Origin of the sequence: Streptomyces sp. NPDC017225, assembly GCF_044331465.1 — a bacterium.
Lineage (GTDB): Bacteria > Actinomycetota > Actinomycetes > Streptomycetales > Streptomycetaceae > Streptomyces.
Genome location: NZ_JBIRNE010000003.1, coordinates 287051 through 304692, shown reverse-complemented (window position 1 = coordinate 304692; position 17642 = coordinate 287051). Strand labels below are relative to the sequence as shown.

At 73.3% G+C, this 17642-nt stretch carries 12 protein-coding genes and 1 pseudogene; 3 read left to right on the top strand and 10 right to left on the bottom strand.

Annotated elements, in window-relative coordinates; translation table 11 throughout:
* Window positions 1-62: 62 nt before the first annotated feature.
* Window positions 63-1475, bottom strand: a complete 1413-nt coding sequence (locus ACH4NX_RS08590; RefSeq protein WP_398127751.1) for an NAD(P)/FAD-dependent oxidoreductase — start codon at window positions 1473-1475, stop codon at window positions 63-65.
* Window positions 1476-1981: 506 nt separating this feature from the next.
* Entirely contained in the window at window positions 1982-2899 is a 918-nt protein-coding gene (locus ACH4NX_RS08585; protein WP_398127750.1) for a TIGR01777 family oxidoreductase, read from the bottom strand.
* A gap of 73 nt (window positions 2900-2972) precedes the next feature.
* On the opposite strand from ACH4NX_RS08585, the gene ACH4NX_RS08580 reads away from it, so the two are divergent.
* Entirely contained in the window at window positions 2973-3467 is a 495-nt protein-coding gene (locus ACH4NX_RS08580; protein ID WP_351392385.1) for a GNAT family N-acetyltransferase, read from the top strand.
* Window positions 3468-3507: 40 nt separating this feature from the next.
* On the opposite strand, the gene ACH4NX_RS08575 is transcribed toward ACH4NX_RS08580, so the two are convergent.
* Window positions 3508-4692, bottom strand: coding sequence for a MarP family serine protease (locus ACH4NX_RS08575; protein ID WP_398127749.1), 1185 nt, complete (start codon window positions 4690-4692; stop codon window positions 3508-3510).
* Between the two features lie 95 nt (window positions 4693-4787).
* Here ACH4NX_RS08575 and ACH4NX_RS08570 point away from each other — a divergent pair, with 95 nt between their 5' ends.
* Complete coding sequence (locus tag ACH4NX_RS08570) at window positions 4788-5672, top strand: peptidoglycan recognition protein (RefSeq protein ID WP_398127748.1); 885 nt, start codon at window positions 4788-4790, stop codon at window positions 5670-5672.
* Between the two features lie 3 nt (window positions 5673-5675).
* Here ACH4NX_RS08570 and ACH4NX_RS08565 read toward each other — a convergent pair whose 3' ends face one another.
* From ACH4NX_RS08565 to ACH4NX_RS08535, 7 genes and pseudogenes are all read right to left on the bottom strand, one after another.
* On the bottom strand, window positions 5676-6197 hold the full coding sequence (locus ACH4NX_RS08565; protein ID WP_351392522.1) for a DUF4240 domain-containing protein: 522 nt from the start codon (window positions 6195-6197) through the stop codon (window positions 5676-5678).
* A gap of 230 nt (window positions 6198-6427) precedes the next feature.
* A pseudogene (locus tag ACH4NX_RS08560) lies at window positions 6428-7405 on the bottom strand (helix-turn-helix transcriptional regulator); the annotation flags it as partial.
* Between the two features lie 71 nt (window positions 7406-7476).
* On the bottom strand, window positions 7477-10179 hold the full coding sequence (aceE, locus tag ACH4NX_RS08555; RefSeq protein ID WP_351392377.1) for a pyruvate dehydrogenase (acetyl-transferring), homodimeric type: 2703 nt from the start codon (window positions 10177-10179) through the stop codon (window positions 7477-7479).
* Window positions 10180-10537: 358 nt separating this feature from the next.
* The gene (locus ACH4NX_RS08550; protein ID WP_279563748.1) at window positions 10538-11161 is read right to left on the bottom strand and encodes a GntR family transcriptional regulator; all 624 of its coding nucleotides are present in this window, start codon (window positions 11159-11161) and stop codon (window positions 10538-10540) included.
* 259 nt (window positions 11162-11420) lie between these two features.
* Window positions 11421-13196, bottom strand: a complete 1776-nt coding sequence (gene sucB / locus ACH4NX_RS08545; protein ID WP_351392375.1) for a 2-oxoglutarate dehydrogenase, E2 component, dihydrolipoamide succinyltransferase — start codon at window positions 13194-13196, stop codon at window positions 11421-11423.
* A gap of 63 nt (window positions 13197-13259) precedes the next feature.
* Window positions 13260-14648, bottom strand: coding sequence for a dihydrolipoyl dehydrogenase (gene lpdA / locus ACH4NX_RS08540; RefSeq protein WP_351392373.1), 1389 nt, complete (start codon window positions 14646-14648; stop codon window positions 13260-13262).
* A gap of 352 nt (window positions 14649-15000) precedes the next feature.
* Complete coding sequence (locus ACH4NX_RS08535) at window positions 15001-16527, bottom strand: leucyl aminopeptidase (RefSeq protein WP_398127747.1); 1527 nt, start codon at window positions 16525-16527, stop codon at window positions 15001-15003.
* A gap of 291 nt (window positions 16528-16818) precedes the next feature.
* Between ACH4NX_RS08535 and ACH4NX_RS08530 the strand changes: the two genes are divergently transcribed.
* Window positions 16819-17601 (top strand): endo alpha-1,4 polygalactosaminidase, encoded by a 783-nt coding sequence (locus tag ACH4NX_RS08530; RefSeq protein ID WP_351392370.1) that lies wholly within the window; start codon window positions 16819-16821, stop codon window positions 17599-17601.
* The last annotated feature ends 41 nt before the right edge of the window (window positions 17602-17642 follow it).

Below are 17642 nucleotides of genomic sequence, written 5' to 3'. Positions count from 1 at the left end.
CCGGGCGGCCCGGGCCCTTGGCAGGGGCCCGGGTCCGTCAGGCGCGGGGGGCCGCGAGCCCGTCAGGCGGCTCGGGCCGTGGGCAGGGGGTCGGCGGTGTGCATCGGCCGGCCCGCCCCCAGGTCCGTCAGGATCGCCGCCGAGGCACGGCGGCCCGAGTGCAGCGCTCCCTGGACGGTGCTGGTGTCGCGGTGGTCGCCGCACACGTACAGGCCGGCCAGCAGCCGTACCGGCCTGCGCGGGTCGTGCGGCGGGCGCATGGCCGGGACCGCCTCGGGGGTGTGGCGCACGGCGAGGGTCTCCCAGCGGGTGGTCGAGGTGCCGTAGAGGCGGGACAGATGGATGCGTACGGCGGTGTCGACGTCGGGCGGGGGAGGGCCGAGGACCGTCGAGGAGACGAGGGTGCGCCCGGCCGGTGCGCGGGACGGGTCCACGTGGCTGACCACCGCCGTGTGCGCGACCGGACCGCCGCGGTCCGCGTCCAGCAGCAGGGAGGTGCCGGTCGTCGGCGGTTCGTCCGTCGTGTGGTGCACCACCGTCACCGGATGGAACTCCGGCACGCGCAGACCCGGCAGCAGCTCGGCCGCGGCGCGCGCGTCGGTCGCCACCAGGACGGCCCGGCAGCGGATGACGCCGTGCTCCGCGGTGGTCACGGCGTTGGTGGCGACCGAGGTGACCCGTACGCCGGTGTGCACGGTGCCCGGCGGCAACGCCCGTGCCAGCCGCTCCGGCAGCGCCTCGGCGCCGCCCTCGGGCAGTCCGAGCCGTCCGGCGGCGAAGGCGCGCAGCGCGAGGTCGGCGCACCGGCTGGAGGTCGTGAGGTCCGGGTCGCACAGCAGGGCGGCGAGCAGCGGGCGGAGGAAGCCGTCGATCGTGCGGACCGGCAGCCCCCGCACCGTCGGCGCCTGGGCGGCGGGCAGCTCCGGGCGGGCCAGCAGCCGTTCGACCGGGGTGTTCGCCAGGCGGGTCAGCGCGGCGCCGAGCCGGGCCTGGTCGACGGCCGTGCCGAGCGGGGCGCCCGCCCGGGGGCGGGGCACGGGCACGGGCCTTCCGGACGCCCGCGGCGCGAGTACCGGGCGCCGGGGCGCGGGCACCGACCGGGGGGCGCTCGCCAGAGCGCGTACAGCGTGGAGTGCGCCCCTTGCGCCCCTTGCGCCCCGTGCGCCCGCCGGAGCGCCCGCGCGGTGGTGCCGGCCTTCGCTGTGCAGCAGGACGCCGGGCGCGAAGGGCAGCAGCGGGAGGCCGTCCGGCCCGGGGAGGTGGCGCAGTTCTGGGTATGCCGTGGACAGCAGCTGTCCGACTCTGTCGAGCCGGAAGCCGTCGACCTTCTCGGTCGCCATCCGGCCGCCCACACCATGGGCGGCCTCCAGGACCGTGACCGTAACTCCTGCGCTGGTCAGTCGATGCGCCGCGGCGAGTCCGGCGATGCCGGCCCCCACGACGACGACGTCCGCCTGGTACGCGGGCTCAAGCACGTGCCCCTCCTCGAGGTTGCGCGGCCGCTGGAGACGTCATGCCCCCGTCCGGCTTGAGGGATACCCGAGTTCGAGTCGAGGTTAGGGCCGGAAATGGTCAAAAGGGGTCGCGCGGAGACAGGGCACGGTCGCACGCCGGTCGCATGCGGGTGCCGTATGGCCGTCAGGTGGTCGGCACGCGGTTGGAAAGGGGCGGAAGGTGTCGCGGAACGGTCACGCACGGAGTGCGGCGCGCGCGCCGGGTCTACGGGGCCAAGGGGGCCCGGAGGGGGCCTGCGGGGCCCACGGGGTCTGCGGGGCTCGCGGGGTCTGTCGGGCTCACAGCACGGCCGTGGCCGCCGCCCCCGCCCACGGGGGCCGGCGGCTCCGGTCCCACGGTCCGGGCGGCTTCGGTCCCACGGTCCGGGCGGCTTCGGTCCCACGGTCCGGGCGGCTTCGGTCCCACGGTCCGGGCGGCTTCGGACCGACGGTCCCGGCTCGCCCCGGACCGACCGACCGGCCTCACCTCACAGCGCCGCCCGGATCGCCCCGTCGATCTCCGGGAACGCGAAGCGGAAGCCCGAGTCCAGCAGGCGGGTGGGAAGAACCCGGGCGCTGCCCAGGACGTCGCCGGCCATCTCGCCGAGCGCCGCGCGCAGGACGGGGGCGGGTACCGCGAAGGGGGCCGGGCGGCGCAGTACGCGTGCCATGGCCGCGGTGATCTCACGGTTCGTCCGCGGGTGCGGGGCGGTCAGGTTGAACGGGCCGGACAGGTCCTCGCGGTCCAGCAGGTGCCGGATCGCCGCCACCTCGTCGTGCAGCGCCACGAAGGACCAGTACTGGGAGCCGTCGCCCAGCCGTCCGCCGAGCCCCGCCCGGAAGAGCGGGAAGAGCCGGCCCCAGGCCCCGCCCCGGCGGGCGACGACCAGCCCGGTCCGCGCGAACACCGTCCGTACGCCCGCCTCCCGGGCGGGGGCCGCGGCGGCCTCCCACTCCAGGCACACGGACGGCAGGAAACCCTCTCCGGCGGGCGCGCTCTCGTCGACGGCCCGGTGGCCGGTCTCCCCGTAGAAGCCGATCGCGCTGCCGTTCACGAAGACCTGGGGACGCCGCTCCAGCGAGGCGACGGCCTCCGCGAGCGCCGCCGTGCCGTGCACCCGGCTGTCGCGGATGCGCGTCTTGTACGCGTCGGTCCAGCGCCGGTCGCCCACCCCGGCCCCGGCCAGGTTGACCACCGCGTCGCACCCGGCGAGTCCCGCCGCGTCCACGCGTCCGGACTCCGGATCCCACCGGACCTCGTCCTTCCCCCGGGGCGCGTGGCGTACCAGGCGCACCACCTCGTGCCCGTCGGCGGTCAGGGACCGCACCAGCGCGCTGCCGATGACACCGGATGCGCCGGCCACCGCGATGCGGGAGGCTTCCCCGCCCAAGCGTCCATCGTCCATGCGTCCATCCTGCCGGGTGGACCCCGGAAAACCCCGGACCGGACCCCCGGTACCGCGTCGTACAGTGATCGTCATGCCAGCTCCGCACATACGCCGCGCCAGGTCCGACGACGAGCAGCCGCTGCGCAGGCTCGACCACGAGACCTGGTCCTACCTGCACGCCGTATCGCCCCGGCCGGAACCGGACGACCCCTTCTTCCGCGAGACCTCCGGCCCCGCCGACCACCTGGTCGCCGAACTCGACGGCGCCGTCGTCGGCTACGTCCGCCTCGGCTTCCCCACGCCGCTGGCGTCCAACGCCCACGTACGCCAGATCCGCGGCCTCGCCGTCGCCGACGCGGCCCGCGGCCACGGCGTCGGCCGCGCCCTCGTCCGGGCCGCCGTCGAGGAGGCCCGCCGGCTGGAGGCCCGGCGCATCACCCTGCGCGTCCTCGGCCACAACACCGCGGCCCGCAAGCTGTACGAGTCCGAGGGCTTCGTCGTCGAGGGCGTGCAGCCGGAGGAGTTCCACCTCGGTGGCGAGTACGTCGACGACGTGACGATGGGGCGGTCACTGGTCGGTCCCTGACCGTCCCGGTGGCCCTGACCGTCCCCGGCCGTTCCCGTCCTCAAGACGTGACCGGTTCGCCCGTGTCCACCGCCTCCGTCGCGTCCGCCGCGCGCCGCGCGTCGGCGGCCACCTCGTCCGCCGTCAGCACGTAACCGGTCCGGGCGTCGGAGGTGGAGCGGGCGAAGACCACGCCGTACACCCGGCCGTCGGTGGTCAGCAGCGGTCCGCCCGAGTTGCCGGGGCGGACCGTGGAGCGGATCGCGTAGATCTCCCGGGTGACGTTCGCGTCGCTGTAGATGTTCTGCCCGGTCGCCCGCATCCGGTCCGCCACGGTCGCCGCGCGCAGGTCCAGGTCGCCGTCCTGCGGATAGCCCGCGACCACCGCGGGGTCGCCGCGGTCCGCGTCGTCGTCGAACCGCAGGACGGGAGCGGACAGGTCCGGGACGAACAGCACGGCCACGTCCTTGCCCGGATCGAACAGCACCACCCGCGCCTCGTACGACGGCCCGACCCCGCCGACCCGCACGGTCGGGTCGTCGATGCCCGCCACCACGTGGGCGTTGGTCATCACGTGCTCCGGCGCGTAGACGAAGCCGCTGCCCTCCCGGCCCTGGGTGCCGGCGACGCCCTCGACCTTGACCGTGCTGCGCTTGGCCGCGTTGGTGGCCGCCGCCGTGACGCTGTCGCCGGAGGGCTCGGGGACCTTGGCGGTCGACTCGTTCTGGAACGGGTTGAAGACCTGCGGGAACCCCGCCTCGGTCAGCGCGGACGTCGCCCCGGAGAACCACGCCGGGGTGGTGTCCGGCATCGCCCGCTGCACCGTGCCCAGCACCGTCGAGTCCCGGATCGCGGAGGTGAGCAGCGAGGAGGAGGACGCCGTCAGGACACTCGCCGCCACCCACGCCACGATCAGCGCCGCCGCCGCGTTGGCCACCGCCCCGCCGATCCCGTCGGCCACCCTGAGCGGCCCGGCGTCCAGCTCCCGGCGCAGCCGCAGCGCCAGCCGTCCCGCCAGCTCGTGGGCCGCCACCGCCGGCAGCAGCACCGTGAGGACGGCGGTCACCGTCGCCGCCGTCGAACCGGCCGTCACCAGATCCATCACCCAGGGCAGGATCCACACGCCGACCGCCGCACCGCCCACGAAGCCGGCCAGCGACACACAGCCGGCCACCAGTCCGCGCCGGTAGCCGGACGCCGCGTAGGCGACTACCACCAGCACCAGCAGGATGTCGAGCAGGTCCACGCGAACCGCCTTTCTGGGACCCCCTGCGGACCCCGGGCCCGCAGGCGCGAGTGCGAGCGAGTGCGATCAACCGGAAAACGTCGCGGACCGGGGCGATGGTTCCACCGAGTGGCACAGCGCACGTCGCGGGCGCACCCGATCCGCCGGACAGTGGGACCATGCGTGACTTCCGAGGACCGCGCGAGGCCCGGGAGCGGCGTGCGGTTCCCCAGCCGGGCGCCGCCGCCCGCGTGCCGGGCGCGGTACGGGTACTGCTCGGCTGTCTGCCCGGGCTGGCCGCCGTCGCCGCGCTGGCGCTGTGCGCGAGCGGAGTGGAACGGGCCGCCGCGACGCACGCCGGGCCCGCCGCCGACCGGTACGCCGCGCCCCGGCCGCCCATCGTGTCCCGGTCGGACTGGCTGGGCGACGCCGTCCGCGAACAGCCGCCCCCGCGCTACGACGACAAGGTGCTCGCCGTCTTCGTCCACCACACGGACACGCCGAACGGCTACGACTGCGCCGACGTGCCGGCCATCCTCCGCGGTGTCTACTCGGGCCAGACCGGCGCCCGGGACTGGGACGACATCGGCTACAACTTCGTCGTCGACCGCTGCGGCACCATCTACGAGGGCCGCGCCGGCGGTATCGACCGTGCCGTCACCGGCGCCCACACCCAGGGCTTCAACCACCGCACCACCGGGATCGCCGCCCTGGGCACCTTCACCGCCGGCGTGCCCGTGCCCGACGCGCTGACCGACGCGATCGCGGCGCTGGCCGCCTGGAAACTCGGCGGTACCGACACCGACCCGCGCGCGAAGGTCAGCCTGGTCTCCAGCAACGGCCTCAGCCGGTACGCCGCCGGCGCCACCGCCACCCTGCCCGCCGTCGCGGGCCACGACGAGGGCTACCAGACCAGCTGTCCGGGCGCGGCCCTCACCACCCGCCTTCCCGACATCCGGGAGGAGGCCTCCCGGCTCCAGGGCCGGGACACCCGGCCCTGACCGTCAGTCCTTTCCGAACCGCTCCCACAGGCGCGGGAACCGCTCGGCGACGGCCCGGTCGTTCTCCAGGTCGACCGGAGTACCCAGCGGCTCCGAGGGCGCGGGGGCGATGCCCAGGTCGGGGGCAACAGCGCCGGTCAGCTGCTCGTACGCCTCGTCGGCGGCGTAGCCCAGCTCCTCGCCGTCGCCGTCCAGCTCCTCGTCGAAGTCGTCCAGCAGCTCGGCGAGCGAGTCGGGTTCGTGCACCCCGCCCTCGTACACCTCGCGGCCCTGGCCGATCAGCCAGCACCGGAAGTAGTCGAAGGCGTCGTCGCTCGCCCCGCCGAGCAGCACCCACGCGGCGCCCCACAGGTCCCAGGTGCAGGCGCGGTTGTAGCGGGCCTCGAAGTGACGGGCGAAGTCGAGCACCAGGTCCGGGTCCAGCGCGAGGAGCCGCTCCACGAGCAGGTCGGCCTGGTCCTCGGGATCGCCGTCGGCGCCCTGCCGGGTGGTGTCGACCAGCTCCCAGAACTCCGTCTCGTCCATCACGGGTCCAGCATCGGCCCTGGAGGGGTGGGACGCACGCGGAGTGCGGCGGATCGTTATGCGCCGAACGGGCCCGCACCGCCGCCCGGCCCGCCGCCGACCGGTTCGTCGCCGTCCGGTTCGTCGCGGCCCGGTTCGTCGCGGCCGGGTCCGTCGCTGCCCGGTTCGTCGCCGTCCGGTTCGCCGGCCTCCAGGTCGTCGCCGCCCGGCTCGTCGCCCTCCGGCCCGTCGCCGTACAGCCGCGCCAGCCGCCGCGCGTCCCGCGCGCACCGCTCCCGCAGCGCCTCGGGCGCCAGCACCTCCACCTCCGGCCCGAGCCCCCTCAGCTGGACGAGCGCGACCTCCTGCGACTCCACGGGCAGCGTCACCGTCACCCACCCGTCCGCGTCCGGCGCGTCAGCGGACTCCAGCGCCTGGCGGGCGGACAGCGCGTCGACGGCGTACGGCAGCCCGCGCACGCCCCGTGCCGACAGCCGCACCACGACCCGCGCCCGCAGGAGCGACCGCGCGAACTGCTCGGCCCGCTCCGCCCAGAACGCGGGCAGGTCGAAGCCGTCGTCCCGCGCGAAGCGCTCCTCACCCGCCGCCACCGCCGTGAACCGGTCGATGCGGTACACGCGGAACGACCCGTCGTCCGAGGCCCGCCCGACCCTCGCGCACAGGTACCAGACACCCGCCTTCAGCACGAGCCCGTACGGCTCCAGCTCCCGGACGACCTCCTCCTCCCCGCGCCGGTAGCGCGCGGTGACGGTCCGGTCGTCCCAGACCGCGTCCGCGACCGCCGGCAGCACCTCGGGCGTCTCCGGCTCCCGGAACCAGTTCGGCGCGTCCAGGTGGAACCGCTGCGCCGCCGTGCGGGAGGCGTCCCGGAGGGAGGGGAGCAGCGCGGCCGACACCTTCAGACGGGCCGCCGACGCCGCGTCCTGAAGGCCCATCTCGCGCAGCGCCCCCGGCACCCCGGACAGGAACAGCGCCTCGGCCTCGCCCCGGGCCAGCCCGGTCAGCCGGGTGCGGTACCCGCCGATCAGCCGGTAGCCCCCGGCCCGGCCGCGCTCCGCGTACACCGGTACGCCCGCCTCCGACAGGGCCTGCGCGTCCCGCGTCACGGTCCGCTCCGAGACCTCCAGCTCCCGGGCCAGCTCCGCGGCGGTCATGGCCGGGCGGGACTGGAGGAGCAGCACCATCTTGATGAGGCGGGCAGCGCGCATGCCCACATCATGCAGGAGGACGCGGAAGGCCCCCGCCGCGGCGGGGGCCTCCTCTCAGCTCGTGCCGGCCCTCACAGGCCGTAGCGCTCGCGCGCCTCCTTCACGGCCGTCGCCTTGACCTCGCCGCGCCTGGCCAGCTGGGCCAGGGCCGCGACGACGATGGACTCGGCGTCGACACCGAAGTGGCGGCGCGCGGCCTCACGGGTGTCCGACAGACCGAAGCCGTCGGCGCCCAGCGAGGACCAGTCCTGCTCGACCCACTGCGCGATCTGGTCCGGGACCTGGCGCATGTAGTCGGAGACCGCGAGCACCGGGCCCTCGGCGCCCTGGAGCACCCGGCGGACGTACGGCACCCGCTCCTCGCCGCGCAGCAGCGCCGCGTCGGCGTCCAGCGCGTCCCGGCGCAGCTCCGTCCAGGAGGTCGCGGACCACACGTCGGCGGCCACGCCCCACTCCTCGGCGAGCAGCTGCTGCGCCTTGAGCGTCCAGTGGATCGCCGTGCCGGAACCCAGCAGCTGGATGCGCGGGGCGTTCGCGGCCGGGGCCAGACCCGCCGACTCCGCCGTGTTGAAGCGGTACAGGCCCTTGACGATGCCCTCGTCCACACCGGGGCCGGACGGCTTGGCCGGCTGCGGCATCGGCTCGTTGTAGACGGTCAGGTAGTAGAAGACGTTCGGGTCCTCGCCCGGGGCCGCCTCGCCGTACATCCGGCGCAGACCGTCCTTGACGACCGCCGCGACCTCGTAGGCGAACGCCGGGTCGTACGACAGCGCGGCCGGGTTGGTCGCCGCGATGGCGGGGGAGTGGCCGTCCGCGTGCTGGAGGCCCTCACCGGTCAGCGTGGTCCGGCCGGCCGTCGCGCCGACCAGGAAACCGCGGCCGAGCTGGTCGCCGAGCTGCCACATCTGGTCGGCCGTGCGCTGCCAGCCGAACATCGAGTAGAAGATGTAGAACGGGATCATCGCCTCGCCGTGCGTCGCGTACGACGTCGAAGCGGCGATGAAGTCGGCCATCGAACCGGCCTCGGTGATCCCCTCGTTGAGGATCTGGCCGTTCTTGGCCTCCTTGTAGTACATCAGCTGGTCACGGTCGACCGGCTCGTACGTCTGGCCCTTGGGCGAGTAGATGCCCAGGGACGGGAAGAGGCTCTCCATGCCGAAGGTGCGCGCCTCGTCGGGGACGATCGGCACCCAGCGCTTGCCGGTCTCCTTGTCGCGGACCAGGTCCTTGACCAGGCGGACGAAGGCCATGGTGGTGGCCACGCTCTGCGAGCCGGAGCCCTTGTCGAAGGACGCGAACGTCTTCTCGGCGGGAGCGGGCAGCGGCGCCAGCGGGTGCACGCGGCGGGCCGGGGCCGGACCGCCGAGGGCGGCGCGGCGCTCCTGGAGGTAGCGGACCTCGGGGGAGTCGGCGCCCGGGTGGCCGTAGGGGACCACGCCGTCGACGAAGTCGCTGTCCTTGATCGGCAGGCCGAGCAGGTCGCGCATGTCCTTGAACTGGTCCACCGTGAGCTTCTTCATCTGGTGGTTGGCGTTCTTGGACGCGAAGCCGGTGCCGAGGGTGTGACCCTTGACCGTCTGGGCCAGGATCACGGTCGGCGCGCCCTTGTGGGCGAGCGCGGCGCGGTAGGCGGCGTAGACCTTGCGGGACTCGTGGCCGCCGCGCGAGTAGTGGAAGCACTCGAGGATCTTGTCGTCGCTCAGCAGCTTCGCCATCTCGGCGAGCGCCGGGTCCTTGCCGAAGAAGTCCTCGCGGATGTAGGCGGCGTCGCGCGTCTGGTACGTCTGCACCTGCGCGTCCGGTACCTCGCGCAGGCGGCGTACGAGCGCGCCGGTGGTGTCGAGCTGGAACAGCTCGTCCCACGCCGTGCCCCACAGCGACTTCACGACGTTCCAGCCGGCGCCGCGGAACTGGGCCTCCAGCTCCTGCACGATCTTGAAGTTGGCGCGGACCGGACCGTCGAGGCGCTGCAGGTTGCAGTTGATGACGAAGGTCAGGTTGTCCAGGCCCTCGCGGGAGGCGAGGGTGAGCGCGGTGGTGGACTCCGGCTCGTCCATCTCGCCGTCGCCGAGGAACGCCCACACGTGGGAGTTGGCCAGGTCCTTGATGCCGCGGCTGGTCAGGTAGCGGTTGAACCGCGCCTGGTAGATCGCGGAGATCGGGCCGAGGCCCATGGAGACGGTGGGGAACTCCCACAGCCAGGGCAGCCGGCGCGGGTGCGGGTAGGACGGCAGGCCGTTGCCGCCGGCCTCGCGGCGGAAGTTGTCGAGGTGGTCCTCGTTCAGCCGGCCGTCGAGGAAGGCGCGGGCGTAGATGCCGGGGGAGGCGTGGCCCTGGATGTAGAGCTGGTCGCCGGAGCCGTCCCCCTCCTTGCCCTTGAAGAAGTGGTTGAAGCCGGTCTCGTACAGCCAGGCCGCGGAGGCGAAGGTGGCGATGTGGCCGCCGACGCCGTACTTGCTGCCGCGGGTCACCATCGCCGCCGCGTTCCAGCGGTTCCAGGCGGTGATCCGCTGCTCCAGAGCCTCGTCGCCGTCCACGGCGGGCTCGTCGGCGGTCGGGATGGAGTTGACGTAGTCCGTCTCGAGGAGCTTCGGCAGTGCGATGCCGGCGCCCTCGGCGCGCTCCAGTGTGCGGCGCATCAGGTACGCGGCACGGTGCGGCCCGGCCGCCTTGGTAACGGCGTCCAGGGAGGCCCGCCACTCGGCGGTCTCCTCGGGGTCGCGGTCCGGGAGCTGGTCGAGCTCGCTCGGCTGGATGGCTTTGGGGTCGGTCATGTCGCCGCCTTCCTCAGTCGAAGGGGGTTCCCTCATCGGCAAGGGTTCGGGGGTGCCCTAGGTCTTTGGCAGGACAGGGCTGGTCTCTGGTGGGAGTCCAGACGTGACTGTAACTCGCTGATCGATGATCGATCAAAGGGTTGAGGGGCAAAACCTCTTGACCGCGAGAAAGTCGGCACGCGGTGCCTCCGGCGGTGGCACGGGGTGACCCAGAAGTTGGCGGTTTGTGCAGGTGAGCGCGGTGGAGCTCGGGTGGTTCCGGCTGTGTGGCGGGTGCGGGCGCATCGCGGTTCCCCGCGCCCCTTGAGGGGCGCGGCCCACCGAGGTCGGGACGGGAACGGGCGGCGGGGGCGACGAACTACGCCCGGGGCGCGCAGCCCAGGACGTGGGCCTTGACGATCTCGGGGATGCGCGGGTCGCGCCGGCGGAAGGCGGCCACCAGCTCCTCGTGCTCCTCCGCGTACGACTGCTGCACCGTGCCCAGCCACCGTATCGACAGCGCCGTGAACACCTCGATACCCAGGCCTTCCCAGGTGTGCAGCAGCACCGAGTTGCCGGCCGCCCGCACCAGCTCCCGGTGGAAGCCCACCGTGTGCCGCACCTGGCCCGTCCCGTCGGACACCCGGTCGGCCTCGTACAGCGCGGCGACGTGCGGTTCCAGGGCCGAGCAGTCCTCGGCGAGCCGGTCCGCCGCCAGTTCGGCCGCGATCGCCTCCAGGCCGGCCCGGACCGGGTAGCTCTCCTCCAGGTCGGCGGCGGTCAGATTGCGCACCCGCACGCCCTTGTTCGGCGCCGACTCGATCAGCCGCAGCGACTCCAGCTCCCGCAGCGCCTCCCGCACCGGGGTCTGGCTGACCTCCAGCTCGGTGGCGATCCGACGCTCCACGATCCGCTCGCCCGGCTGCCAGCGTCCACTGATGATCCCTTCCAGGATGTGCTCGCGGATCTGTTCGCGCAGCGAGTGGACGACGGGCGCGGTCATGAGAGCTCCTTCGGGAGGGTCCCGGATCCAGTACAGCGGCCCGTAGGGCCTCGTTGAGGGGTGGTGGCCGGGCGACGGGCGGGACCCGGGGGCGTTCGACGCTTAGACAATACGGCCGTCGCGGCGGGCGGGAAGGGCGCACGGGGGCGCTTTCACGCAGGTGAGACGAGACTTACACGCCGCATACGGCCGGACACGACGGTGCCCCCGCCCGGAGAACTCCGGGCGGGGGCACCGTAGGGACCCACTGGCAGCGGGGTTACAGGCCGAGCTCGACCTCGAACTCGCCCGCCTCCAGGATCGCCTTGACCGCCGTCAGGTAACGGGCGGCGTCGGCGCCGTCCACCAGGCGGTGGTCGTAGGACAGGGTCAGGTACGTCATGTCGCGGACGCCGATGACCGTGCCCTCCTCCGTCTCGATGACGGCCGGACGCTTGACCGTGGCACCGATGCCGAGGATGGCGACCTGGCCCGGCGGCACGATGATCGTGTCGAACAGCGCGCCGCGCGAACCGGTGTTGCTGATGGTGAAGGTCGCGCCCGCCAGCTCGTCCGGGCTGATCTTGCTGGCCCGGACCTTGCCCGCCAGGTCGGCGGTCGCCTTGGCAATGCCGGCCAGGTTGAGGTCACCGGCGTTCTTGATGACCGGGGTCATCAGGCCCTTCTCGGAGTCCACCGCGATACCGATGTTCTCGGTGTCGAAGTAGGTGATGGTCCCCTCGGCCTCGTTGATCTTGGCGTTGACCGGCGCGTGCGCCTTCAGCGCCTGGGCCGCGGCCTTGACGAAGAACGGCATCGGCGAGAGCTTGACGCCCTCACGCGCCGCGAAGCCGTCCTTGGCGCGGGCGCGCAGCTTCATCAGGCGGGTGACGTCGACCTCGACGACCGACGACAGCTGCGCCTGCTCGCGCAGCGCCTTGACCATGTTGTCGCCGATGACCTTGCGGATGCGCGGCATCTTGACGGTCTGGCCGCGCAGCGGGGAGGCCTCCAGGACGGGGGCCTTCTTCGCGGCGGGCGCGGCGGCAGCGGCGGCCGGAGCCGGGGCGGCGGCCTTCGCGGCCTCGGCGGCGGCGGTGACATCCTGCTTGCGGATGCGGCCGCCGACGCCGGTGCCCTTGACGGTGGACAGGTCGACGCCGTTCTCGGCGGCGAGCTTGCGCACCAGCGGGGTGACGTAGGCGCCGTCGTCCACCGGCTGGGCGGCGGCCGGGGCGGCCGGAGCGGCGGCCGGGGCCGGCGCGGGCACCGGGGCGGAGGGCGCCGGGTCGGGCGCCGGAGTGGTCTGCTGCTGCGGGGCGGGCGCCGAGGGCGCCTGCGGGGCCGGAGCGGCAGGGGCGGCCGGAGCCGGAGCCGGGGTGGGCTCGGGCTGGGCCGGGGCCGCGGGGGCGGCCGGAGCGGCGGCGGGCGCGGCACCGGCGGCACCGATGACGGCCAGCTTGGCGCCGACCTCCGCGGTCTCGTCCTCGCCGACCACGATCTCCAGCAGGGTGCCGGAGGCGGGAGCGGGGATCTCGGTGTCGACCTTGTCGGTGGACACCTCGAGCAGCGGCTCGTCGGCCTCGACACTGTCGCCGACCGACTTCAGCCAGCGGGTGACGGTGCCCTCGGTGACGGACTCGCCGAGCGCGGGCAGGACCACGTCCGTGCCCTCGGCGGAGCCGCCGGCGGCGGCCTCGGCGGTGGGAGCGGGCGCCGGGGCGGCCTGCTCGGTGGAGGGGGCGGCCGGCGCGGGCTCGGGAGCCGGCTCGGCGACCTGCTCGGCCTGCGGGGCCTGCTCGGCGGCCGGGGCGCCGGTGCCGTCGTCGATCAGCGCCAGCTCGGCGCCGACCTCGACGGTCTCGTCCTCGGCCACCTTGATGGAGGACAGCACGCCCGAGGCGGGGGCGGGGATCTCGGTGTCGACCTTGTCGGTCGAGACCTCGAGCAGCGGCTCGTCGGCCTCGACACGCTCACCCTCGGCCTTCAGCCAGCGGGTGACGGTGCCCTCGGTGACGCTCTCGCCGAGCGCCGGCAGGGTTACGGAAACCGGCATGGTTTCGGTTGCTCCTTAAGAATTGCGGAAGTCTGTGTCGTCGCGCCCAGTGACCGAGGGAGGTCAGTCGTGGGAGTGCAGGGGCTTGCCGGCCAGCGCCAGGTGGGCCTCGCCGAGCGCCTCGTTCTGCGTCGGGTGGGCGTGGACGAGCTGGGCCACCTCGGCCGGCAGCGCCTCCCAGTTGTAGATCAGCTGGGCTTCGCCGACCTGCTCGCCCATGCGGTCGCCGACCATGTGGACGCCGACCACGGCACCGTCCTTGACCTGGACGAGCTTGATCTCGCCCGTGGTCTTCAGGATCTTGCTCTTGCCGTTGCCCGCCAGGTTGTACTTCAGGGCGACGACCTTGTCCGCACCGTAGATCTCCTTGGCCTTGGCCTCGGTGATACCGACGGAGGCGACCTCCGGGTGGCAGTACGTCACCCGCGGCACGCCGTCGTAGTCGACCGGGACGGTCTTCAGGCCGGCGAGCCGCTCCGCCACCAGCATGCCCTCGGCGAAGCCGACGTGCGCGAGCTGGAGGGTCGGGACGAGGTCACCGACGGCGGAGACGGTCGGGACGTTGGTCCGCATGTACTCGTCGACGAGGACGTAGCCGCGGTCCATGGCGACGCCGGCCTCCTCGTAGCCCAGGCCCTGCGAGACCGGGCCGCGGCCGATGGCGACGAGCAGGACCTCGGCCTCGAACTCCTTGCCGTCGGCGAGGGTGACCTTGACGCCGTCCTGGGTGTACTCGGCCTTCTGGAAGAAGGTGCCCAGGTTGAACTTGATGCCCCGCTTGCGGAAGGCGCGCTCCAGCAGCTTGGAGCTGTTCTCGTCCTCGACCGGCACGAGGTGCTTGAGGCCCTCGACGATCGTGACGTCGGTGCCGAAGGACTTCCACGCCGAGGCGAACTCGACGCCGATCACGCCGCCGCCCAGGACGATCGCGGACTTCGGCACGCGGTCCAGGACCAGGGCGTGGTCGGAGGAGATGATCCGGTCGCCGTCGATCTCCAGGCCCGGCAGCGACTTCGGCACGGAGCCGGTCGCCAGCAGGACGTGGCGGCCCTGGACCCGCTGGCCGTTCACGTCGACGGAGGTGGGGGAGGACAGCCGGCCCTCACCCTCGATGTAGGTCACCTTGCGCGAGGCGATCAGACCCTGCAGGCCCTTGTACAGGCCCGCGATCACGTCGTCCTTGTACTTGTGGACGGCCGCCATGTCGATGCCCTCGAAGGTGGCCTTCACACCGAACTGCTCGCTCTCGCGGGCCTGGTCGGCGATCTCACCCGCGTGCAGCAGAGCCTTGGTGGGGATGCAACCGTTGTGCAGGCAGGTACCGCCGACCTTGCCCTTCTCGATCAGGGCGACGTCCAGGCCCAGCTGGGCCCCGCGCAGCGCCGCGGCGTAACCACCGCTGCCACCGCCGAGGATCACTAGGTCGAAAACGGTGCTGGCGTCGTTCGCCACGTCACGTCCTCCATGCATGTGCGCCACGCCGGTCTCCAGTGACCGGTCGGCGGCTGGTGTCCGGCCGCTCATTGTTCTCGGCCCTTGGGTGGGCCCTGTCCTGCCGAGCCCCATCTTCGCACTTGTAGGGGGCGGACGAGACGTGGGGCCGGGGTGTGAGACGTCCCACGTTTCCCTGCGACGGGGGAGGAGGCGACGCCCACCAGGGGTGCGGGGCCCTGTTCGGTCCTCGGCCCGCCGCGGGTTCGCCGCGGGCTCGCGACAAACCGCGACGGGCTCACGACAATCCGCGACAATCCGCGACGGGCTCGCGGCCGCCGAATCACCCGCACCCCGAGCTATCGGGCGAACGTCATCCGAGATCGCCGAGGGCGACCTGCTCGGCGACCCGCACCAGGGTCCGCACAGCCGTACCGGTCCCGCCCTTCGGGGTGTATCCGAACGGGCCGCCCTCGTTGTAGGCCGGGCCCGCGACGTCCAGGTGCGCCCAGGTGATGCCCTCACCGACGAACTCGCGCAGGAACAGGCCGGCCACCAGACCGCCGCCCATCCGCTCACCCATGTTCGCGATGTCGGCGGTCGCCGAGTCCATCCCCTTGCGCAGGTGCTCCGGCAGCGGCATCGGCCACGCCGGCTCGCCGACCTCCTCCGCCGCCTCGTGCACCGCGGCACGGAACGCGTCGTCGTTCGCCATGATCCCGTACGTCCGGCTGCCCAGCGCCACCATCATCGCGCCGGTCAGGGTCGCCACGTCGATGATCGCGTCCGGCTTCTCCTGCGAGGCCGCCCACAGCGCGTCGGCGAGCACGAGCCGGCCCTCGGCGTCGGTGTTGAGCACCTCCACCGTCTTGCCGCTGTACATGCGCAGCACGTCACCCGGGCGGGTCGCGGAGCCCGAGGGCATGTTCTCGGCCAGCGCCAGCCAGCCGGTGACGTTGACCTCCAGGCCGAGGCGCGCGGCGGCGACGACCGCGGCGAACACGGCGGCGGCACCGGCCATGTCGCACTTCATGGTCTCGTTGTGACCGGCCGGCTTCAGCGAGATGCCGCCCGAGTCGTAGGTGATGCCCTTGCCGACGAAGGCGAGGGACTTCGTCGCCTTGGACGACGTGTACGACAGCTTCACCAGGCGCGGACCCGACGCCGAACCGGCGCCGACGCCGAGGACGCCGCCGTAGCCGCCCTTGACGAGCGCCTTCTCGTCGAGCACCTGCACCTTGATGCCGTGCTCCTTGGCGGCGGCCTGCGCGACGGCCGCGAACGCCTCGGGGTTGAGGTCGTTCGGCGGGGTGTTGACCAGGTCGCGGGCGCGGTTCAGCTCCTCACAGACGGCCGCGGCGCGCTCGATCGCCGCCTTGTACGCCTTGTCGCGGGGCTTGCCGCCCAGCAGCGCGGCCTCGGCCAGGGGGGCCTTGCCGTTCTTCGCCTTCGGGTCCTTGCCGGACTCCTTGTAGGCCTCGAAGGAGTACGCGCCGAGCAGCACGCCCTCGCCGACGGCGCCGGCGTCGGCGGCCTCGGCCAGCGGCAGGGCGAAGGCGGCCTTCTTGGAGCCGGTGAGCGCGCGGGCGGCCGCGCCGGCGGCCCTGCGCAGCGCCTCGGCGTCGAACCCGGCGTCCTCCTCGGGCACGGTGCCGAGGCCGACCGCCACCACGACGGGTGCCTTGAAGCCGGCCGGCGCGGGCAGCTTCGTCACCTCGCCCTCGGCGCCGGAGGCACCGAGGGTCTCCAGGACGCCGGCGAGCCGGCCGTCGTACGCCTTGTCCACGGCCTCGGCGCCCGGCGCGACGACCGGGCCCTTGTTGCCCTTGGCGACACCGATCACGATCGCGTCGGCCCGCAGGCCGGGCGCCGCGGCGGTGGAGAGAGTGAGAGCAGTCACGGTGGTGAAATCTCGCTTCCGTATGAAGTCATGTATGGCCGAATGCGGGTGGGTCGACCGGGCCCGACAACCGACCCTGGATCCCTCCTGCGGTGCGGTCTCCGCCTGGGCGGGCGAACACCCGGCACGAGCCTACGCTCGCGACCGCGATCGCTCTCTCCCGCGGTCCCGTGGTTCGCCGTACGGCACCCGGGTCGGCGTGTACGGCACCCGGGACCGCGCCCGCGGGGGACCGGGGATGCGGGATCATTCCTGGCGTACGCCACCACCCCCGCCCCTGGAGCAACTCCCGTGAGACGCCCGGCCCTGTCGATAGCCCTGCTTCTGCTGCTCACGGCCTGCACGTCGTCCCCCGGCGCCGAACCGGAAGGCGGCGACCGCTGGCAGCCCCGGCCCGGCACCGCCTGGCAGTGGCAGCTCAGCGGAAAGCTCGACACCTCCGTCGACGTGCCGGTCTACGACATCGACGGCTTCGACCACACCGGCGCGACGGTCGCCGCGCTGCACGACGACGGCCGCAAGGTCATCTGCTACCTGTCCACTGGCGCCTGGGAGGACTTCCGCCCCGACGCCGGCGACTTCCCGGAGTCGGTACTGGGCAAGGGCAACGGCTGGGAGGGTGAACGCTGGCTGGACATCCGGGAGACGGACGTCCTGGAGCCGCTGATGGCCGAGCGCGTCGACATGTGCCGGGAGAAGGGCTTCGACGCCGTCGAGCCGGACAACATGGACGGCTACAAGAACGAGACCGGCTTCCCCCTCACCGCCGACGACCAGCTCCGCTACAACCGGCTCATCGCGAAGCTCGCCCACGACCGCGGCATGGCCGTCGGGCTGAAGAACGACCTGGACCAGATCCCCGAGCTGGTGGACGACTTCGACTTCGCGGTCAACGAGCAGTGCGCCCAGTACGGCGAGTGCGCCGACAACCAGCCGTTCATCGACGCGGACAAGGCGGTCTTCCACGTCGAGTACGAGCTGCCGGCCGAGCGGTTCTGCGCCGACTCGCGTGAGCTGCGGCTGAGTTCGATGCTGAAGAAGTACGAACTGGGGGCGTGGCGCGAGGCCTGCTGACCCCGCCCTGGAACCCCGGGCCCCCGGACCCTGGTTGGCGG

Coding starts and splice junctions, on each gene's coding strand:
- ACH4NX_RS08585 (WP_398127750.1), bottom strand. CDS start 2,899: ATGGACGATGGACGCTTGGGCGGGGAAGCCTCCCGCATCGCGGTGGCC.
- ACH4NX_RS08580 (WP_351392385.1), top strand. CDS start 2,973: ATGCCAGCTCCGCACATACGCCGCGCCAGGTCCGACGACGAGCAGCCG.
- ACH4NX_RS08570 (WP_398127748.1), top strand. CDS start 4,788: ATGGTTCCACCGAGTGGCACAGCGCACGTCGCGGGCGCACCCGATCCG.
- ACH4NX_RS08565 (WP_351392522.1), bottom strand. CDS start 6,197: ATGGACGAGACGGAGTTCTGGGAGCTGGTCGACACCACCCGGCAGGGC.
- aceE (WP_351392377.1), bottom strand. CDS start 10,179: ATGACCGACCCCAAAGCCATCCAGCCGAGCGAGCTCGACCAGCTCCCG.
- ACH4NX_RS08550 (WP_279563748.1), bottom strand. CDS start 11,161: ATGACCGCGCCCGTCGTCCACTCGCTGCGCGAACAGATCCGCGAGCAC.
- sucB (WP_351392375.1), bottom strand. CDS start 13,196: ATGCCGGTTTCCGTAACCCTGCCGGCGCTCGGCGAGAGCGTCACCGAG.